This is a genomic window from Actinomycetospora sp. (genome assembly GCF_055612215.1).
This window is the reverse complement of sequence record NZ_JBVPVA010000221.1, coordinates 1-6,027: the sequence shown is the minus strand read 5'-3', so window position 1 is coordinate 6,027 and position 6,027 is coordinate 1. Positions and strand designations below refer to the sequence as shown.

The following is a 6,027-nucleotide window of genomic DNA, read 5'->3' as shown; positions in this document are numbered from 1 at the left end:
CGCTGCACCCGCAGCACCCACTCGCGCAGCTCCTCGGGCTCGAAGGCGTTGTCCAGCGAGAGCATCCGCTCGAGGTGGTCGACCGCGACGAAGTCGGTGGAGAAGCCGCCGCCGACCCGCTGCGTCGGGCTCGCCGGGGTGACCAGCGAGGGGTACTGCTCCTCCAGGGCGGACAGCTCGCCGAACAGCTCGTCGAACTCGCCGTCGGTGATGATCGGCGCGTCGAGCACGTAGTAGCGGAACTGGTGGTCGGACACGACCTCGGCCAGCTCGGCGTGCCGCGCCTGGACGTCGGGCGGAACGTCGGGCGCGGCCAGGGGCGCGGCGGGGCTCTCGCTGGTCACGGCGCCGAGGGTAGCCGCGGAGTCCGACAGCCACGCCCCGCGGAACCGGACATCACCAGGCCGAGGGCGGATCCGCGGCGGCCCGCGCGAGCTCCACGCTGCGCGCCATCGCGGTGCGCGCCCAGTCCGGGCTCGCCCCGGCCAGGCCGCAGGCGGGGGTGAGGACGGCGCGGTCGGCCAGCCGCTCGCGGTCGAAGCCGAGGCGGTCGGCGAGGTCGAGCGCCGGGCGCGCCAGGGCCTCCAGCTCCGGGGGCACCGGCGGGTCCGTCGCGGGCACCAGCCCCAGCCACAGCTCGAGGGGCGCGTCCCAGAGCTCGCCGAGGGCGTCGAGGACCGCGCTCGACCGGTCGAGCGCGGTCAGGTCCACGGCCACGGCGTCGGCCCCCGTCGCGCCGAGCAGCGCCAGCGGCGGCGTCGGGTGGCAGCAGTGGACGACGACGCCGACCGCGCCCGCGTCGCGGGCCGCCGCGACCAGCGTCGCCAGGCCGGCGCGCGCCTCGGCACCCGGCACGGCCCGCACGGTGCCGAACCCGCTCGGCGTCGGGAGGCTCCCGGCGAGGACGGCGGGCAGCGTCGGCTCGTCGAGCTGGACCACGACGCCGGCGCCGGTCCGGCGGGCGAGGTCGGCGACGTGCCCGCGCAGGCCCTCGGCCAGGCTCTCGACGAACTCCGCGACCGCCCCGGTGTCGGTCAGCACCCGGTTCCCGCTGCGCAGCTCGACCCCGGCCGCGAGCGTCCAGGGGCCCGCGACCTGCGTCTTCACCCGCCGCGGCGTCGCGCCCGTCTCGCCGAGCACCTCGTCGAACGCGTCGACGTCCCGGGCGAGCAGCTCCACGCCCCGGCGGTGGGCCGACCCCGGGCGGGCGGTGACGCGGTACCCGCTGGGCCACACCTCGACGGCGAGGTCGACCAGCAGCGCCGTCGCCCGCCCGATCACGTCGGCCCCGACCCCGCGGGCGGGCAGCTCGGGGACGTGCGGGAAGTCCGGCAGCTCCCCGACGACGGTGCGGGCGGCCTCCCGACGGTCGGTGCCCGGCAGCGAGCCCAGCCCGGTGGCGCGCTCCTCGGGCCGCCACGGCGCCCCGGGCGCGGCGTCGGGAGCCTGGCCGGCGTCGTCGGGACCGGGCAGGACCAGGGCGGACAGCGGGTCGCTCACGCCCCCAGGTCTACCAGCCGCTCTGGCACCCTGGACGGCGCCATGCTCCTCGACGAACCCACCTGGCGCGCCCGCGCGCGGGCCCACGCCGAGCGCGCCGACGCGTTCACCGCGGGGCACCGGGCACGCGGCCGGACCGGCGAGGCGCACCCCGTCGAGGACTTCCTGTTCACCTACTACCCGACACGGCCGGGCCGGCTGCGCGTCTGGCACCCGGGTGCGGGGGTGACGCTCGCGGGCGCCGCCGAGCGCGCGGGGTGGAAGCACTACGCGCCCGACGGGAGCCGCGTCGACCCCGCGACGATCCGCCCGCAGACCGTGGCCTTCGTCCGGGACCTGCTCGCCGCCACCGCGTCGCGGCCGGCGCACCTGGGGTGCTTCGGGCTGCACGAGTGGGCGATGGTCTACCGCGCCCGCGGGACCCGTCACCCGGTGCCGTTGCGGCTCGGGGCGGACGCCACCGACGCCGTCGTCGAGAGCCACCGCATCCGCTGCACCCACTACGACGCGCACCGCTTCTTCACCGCCGAGGCCGCGCCGCGCAACACCGAGCGGCCCACGCGGGAGCGCCAGGTCGAGCTGGAGCAGCCGGGCTGCCTGCACGCGACGATGGACCTCTACAAGTGGGCGTCGAAGCTGGGCCCGCTGGTGCCCGGCGAGCTGCTGCTCGACTGCTTCGCGCTGGCCCGCGACGTCCGCACCCTCGACATGCGCGCCTCCCCCTACGACCTCACCGCGCACGGCCTCCCGCCGGTCCGGATCGAGACCGCGGCCGGGAAGGCGGAGTACGCCCGCGCCCAGCAGGGGTTCGCCACCCGCGGCGCCGCGCTGCGGGCGCGCCTGCTCGACGTCGTGGGGCAGCGCTAGGGGCGGCGGTCCCGAGGGGGAATCCCATCGCCCGCGCTGTTGTTGATGAGAATCGTTACCAACAGCGAGGAGGAGCGGTGGCCCGCAACGACGTCCGACCGATCGTGAAGCTCCGTTCGACGGCGGGGACCGGCACGACCTACGTGACCCGGAAGAACCGCCGCAACGACCCCGACCGCCTGGTGCTGCGCAAGTACGACCCGCGCGAGCGCCGGCACGTCGACTTCCGCGAGGAGCGCTGAGGTTCCCGCGAGGAACCCCCGAGGACAGGAGAAGACCGTGAAGGTACGTGCATCGCTCGCCGCCCTGAAGCAGAAGCCGGGCTCGAGCGTGGTCCGTCGCCACGGCGCGACCGTGGTGATCAACAAGACGAACCCGAAGTGGAAGGCCCGCCAGGGCTGACGCGCCGAGGCGCTACGGGCCCGGGTCGGTGACGCGCAGCAGCAGGGCGACGAACGCGTCGGCCTGCAGACGCCCGCCGGCCCGGACCTCGCCGCCCCGGCGCTCGTCGTCGGCGGTGAGCTCCGCGGACACCCGGTCCAGCGCGCGCAGCAGCGGCTGGGCGAGCTCGGCCGGGATGTCGCCGGAGAGGTCGAGGGAGCCGTCGGGCAGGCGCTCGGTCCGGATGCTGGCGAGCGCGTCGCGCAGCGTCGCGCGCGGTTCGCCGGCGACGAGGTCGGGCTCGGCGGTCAGGACCTCACCGCCGGGCGAGGCGGCGGCCGGTCCGGGGGCCGTAGTCGAGGCCGTAGTGCGAGAAGATCGCCGGCTCGTCCTCCACGGGCAGCTCCCCGTCGGTGTCGATGGCCGGGGCCTCCTTCGCGAGGTCGCGGGTGACGGTGACCTTCACGTGGTCGGGGTGCACCGTCGCCCCGCTCAGCGGCACGAACGCCAGGCGCTTGCGGTTGAACATCCCGAGCTCGACCGTCGCGAACACCGGGGTGTCGGTGGCCGTGTCGTAGTACACCGCCTCCATGTCACCGATCTTCGACCCGGTCGGGTCGACGATCTTCTTGCCCAACCAGTCGCGGATGTTCTCGGCCTCGAACGCCATGGGCGCGATCGTAGGGGTCAGCCGCCCGCGGCCGCGCCGGTGGCGGTGATCGTCGCCGAGCCGAGCACGCGGTCGTCGTCGTACACGACGACCGCCTGACCGGGCGCGACCCCGCGCAGCGGCTCGGCGAGCTCGGCCTCGAGGCCCGTCGCCGACACCGTCACCCGGGCCCGCGCCAGCCCGCCGTGCGCCCGGACCTGCACCACGACGTCGTCGGTCACCCCCGGCGCGCCGTGCCAGACCGGCGCCCCGGCCCGCAGCACGTGGACGTCGAGGTCCTCGGCGGCCCCGAGCGAGACCCGACGCGACACCGGCTCGATGCCCAGCACGTAGCGCGGTCGCCCGTCCGGCGCGGGCCGCGACAGCCCGAGCCCGTGACGCTGCCCGACGGTGAAGTGCGCGACCCCGGTGTGCCGGCCGAGGACCGCGCCCGACGCGGCGTCGACCAGCTCCCCCGGCGCCTCCCCCAGCCGCTCGGCCAGGAACCCGCGGGTGTCACCGGACGGGATGAAGCAGATGTCGTGGCTGTCGGGCTTGTCGGCGACGACGAGGCCGCGCCGCGCCGCCTCCGCGCGCACCTCCGACTTGGGCGACTCCCCCAGGGGGAACATCGCGTGCGCCAGCTGGTCCGCGGTCAGCACCCCGAGGACGTAGGACTGGTCCTTGTCGGGATCGGCCGCCCGCCGCAGCACGCCGTCCCGCAGCCGGGCGTAGTGGCCGGTGGCCACGGCGTCGAAGCCGAGCGCGAGCGCCCGGTCCAGGACCGCCGAGAACTTGATCTTCTCATTGCACCGCAGGCAGGGGTTCGGGGTGCGGCCCGCCGCGTACTCGGCGACGAAGGGGTCCACCACGTCCTCGGTGAACCGCGCGGCCATGTCCCACACGTAGAACGGGATGTCGAGCACGTCGGCGCAGCGCCGGGCGTCGTGGGCGTCCTCCACCGAGCAGCACCCGCGGGCGCCCTCGCGCATCGTCGCGGGCTTCGCGGACAGCGCCAGGTGCACCCCGACGACGTCGTGGCCGGCGTCGCGGGCGCGCGCCGCGGCCACCGCGGAGTCGACCCCGCCGCTCATGGCGGCCAGGACCCTCACGAGGTGCCTCCGGCTCGTGAGCACTTTCCCGTGCCATAGGGCGGATTACTGCTCACGAGCGCGCCAGCGCACCTCGGGCGCGCTCCACGACCGGACCGATCGCGGCCACGGCGGCGTCGACGTCGGCCGCGGTCGAGCTGTGGCCCAGCGAGAAGCGCAGCGAGCCCCGGGCCGCCGCCTCGTCGACGCCCATCGCCAGCAGGACGTGCGAGGGCCGCGCCACCCCGGCGGTGCAGGCCGAGCCGGTCGAGCACTCGATCTCGTGGGCGTCGAGCAGCATGAGCAGGCTGTCGCCCTCGCAGCCCGGGAACGACAGGTGCGCGTTGCCGGGCAGCCGGGCCGGGCCGCCCCCGACGGGGGGCGCGTCGAGCGGGACGCCGTTCAGCGTCGCGTCGGGGACCTCGGCGACGAGCCGGGCCACGAGGTCGTCGCGCAGCGCGGCGAGCTCCACCGCGCGCCGCGGGGCGTCGTCGACGGCCGCACGGACCGCGGCCGCCAGGGCGACGGTCCCGGCGACGTCGAGGGTGCCCGAGCGCACGTCGCGCTCCTGCCCGCCGCCGTGCAGCAGCGGCACGCACGTGGCGTCCCGGCGCAGCAGCAGCGCGCCGACCCCGACCGGGCCGCCGAGCTTGTGCCCGGTCAGCGAGAGCGCGTCGGCGCCGGAGGTCGCGAAGTCGACCGGCAGCGAGCCGACGGCCTGGACCGCGTCGGTGTGCAGCGGCACGCCGAACTCGTGGGCCACGTCGGCGAGCGCCCGGACGTCGTTGACGGTGCCGACCTCGTTGTTGGCCCACATCACGCTGACCACGGCGATCTCATCGGCGTGCGCGGCGAGCAGCGCGCGCAGGTCCGCGGGGTCGACCCGGCCGGCCTCGTCGACCTCGAGCACGTGCAGCGTGGCGCCCTCGTGCTCGGCCAGCCACTCCCCGGCGTCGAGTACGGCGTGGTGCTCGGTCGCGGACACCACCACCCCGGTGCGGCGCGGGTCGGCGGCCCGCCGCGCCCAGAAGACGCCCTTGACGGCGAGGTTGTCGGCCTCGGTGCCCCCGGTCGCGAGCACGACCTCGGTGGGCAGGGCGCCGACCGCCGCGGCGATGCTCTCCCGGGCCTCCTCGACCTCCCGCCGGGCGCGGCGCCCGGCGGTGTGCAGGGAGGAGGGGTTGCCGACGCGGCCGAGCGCCTCGGTGTACCGGGCGACGGCCACGGGCAGCATCGGCGTGGTGGCCGCGTGGTCGAGGTAGGTCATCGCGCAGCGAGCGTAATCCTCCCGATGGGCGAGCGCTCCCACGACCTCGTCCGGAGCGCACGAGGGCCCCCTCGGTCGACCAGGATCGACCGAGGGGGCCCTCGGGGGTGTGCCGGCGGTGCCGATCAGGCCCGCTTGCCGACCTCCTCGGTCAGCTGCGGGGCCACCGAGAACAGGTCGCCGACGATGCCGAAGTCGGCGATCTCGAAGATCGGCGCCTCCGGGTCCTTGTTGACCGCGACGATCGTCTTCGAGGTCTGCATGCCGGCCCG

The 6,027-nt window shown here is 76.2% G+C and carries 8 protein-coding genes and 1 pseudogene; 3 read left to right on the top strand and 6 right to left on the bottom strand.

Annotation, left to right across the window (positions count from 1 at the left end):
* Both AC0CYZ_RS06215 and AC0CYZ_RS06210 read right to left on the bottom strand, forming a co-directional pair.
* The coding region (locus AC0CYZ_RS06215) for a DNA ligase LigA-related protein (protein WP_472213381.1) at positions 1-344 on the bottom strand (344 nt) is incomplete at its 3' end.
* 52 nt (positions 345-396) lie between these two features.
* Complete coding sequence (locus AC0CYZ_RS06210; protein WP_472213382.1) at positions 397-1,473, bottom strand: methionine synthase; 1,077 nt, start codon at positions 1,471-1,473, stop codon at positions 397-399.
* A 69-nt stretch (positions 1,474-1,542) separates the two neighbouring features.
* Here AC0CYZ_RS06210 and AC0CYZ_RS06205 point away from each other — a divergent pair, with 69 nt between their 5' ends.
* From AC0CYZ_RS06205 to AC0CYZ_RS06195, 3 genes are all read left to right on the top strand, one after another.
* Positions 1,543-2,367 carry a 3-methyladenine DNA glycosylase gene (locus tag AC0CYZ_RS06205; RefSeq protein ID WP_472213379.1) on the top strand — a complete coding sequence of 275 codons (825 nt, stop codon included), beginning with the start codon at positions 1,543-1,545 and terminating at the stop codon, positions 2,365-2,367.
* 77 nt (positions 2,368-2,444) lie between these two features.
* A complete protein-coding gene (gene rpmG, locus AC0CYZ_RS06200; protein ID WP_472213378.1) occupies positions 2,445-2,609 on the top strand; it encodes a 50S ribosomal protein L33 in 165 nt (54 codons plus the stop codon).
* Positions 2,610-2,646: 37 nt separating this feature from the next.
* Positions 2,647-2,769, top strand: coding sequence for a ribosomal protein bL36 (locus AC0CYZ_RS06195; RefSeq protein WP_472213376.1), 123 nt, complete (start codon positions 2,647-2,649; stop codon positions 2,767-2,769).
* A gap of 295 nt (positions 2,770-3,064) precedes the next feature.
* On the opposite strand, the gene AC0CYZ_RS06190 is transcribed toward AC0CYZ_RS06195, so the two are convergent.
* The 4 genes and pseudogenes from AC0CYZ_RS06190 to AC0CYZ_RS06175 form a co-directional block, all read right to left on the bottom strand.
* Positions 3,065-3,418 carry a PRC-barrel domain-containing protein gene (locus tag AC0CYZ_RS06190; RefSeq protein WP_472213373.1) on the bottom strand — a complete coding sequence of 118 codons (354 nt, stop codon included), beginning with the start codon at positions 3,416-3,418 and terminating at the stop codon, positions 3,065-3,067.
* Between the two features lie 17 nt (positions 3,419-3,435).
* Positions 3,436-4,509, bottom strand: a complete 1,074-nt coding sequence (gene mnmA, locus AC0CYZ_RS06185; RefSeq protein ID WP_472213371.1) for a tRNA 2-thiouridine(34) synthase MnmA — start codon at positions 4,507-4,509, stop codon at positions 3,436-3,438.
* A 52-nt stretch (positions 4,510-4,561) separates the two neighbouring features.
* Positions 4,562-5,755, bottom strand: coding sequence for a cysteine desulfurase family protein (locus tag AC0CYZ_RS06180; protein WP_472213369.1), 1,194 nt, complete (start codon positions 5,753-5,755; stop codon positions 4,562-4,564).
* A 125-nt stretch (positions 5,756-5,880) separates the two neighbouring features.
* Positions 5,881-6,027, bottom strand: a pseudogene (locus AC0CYZ_RS06175) (electron transfer flavoprotein subunit alpha/FixB family protein); the annotation flags it as partial.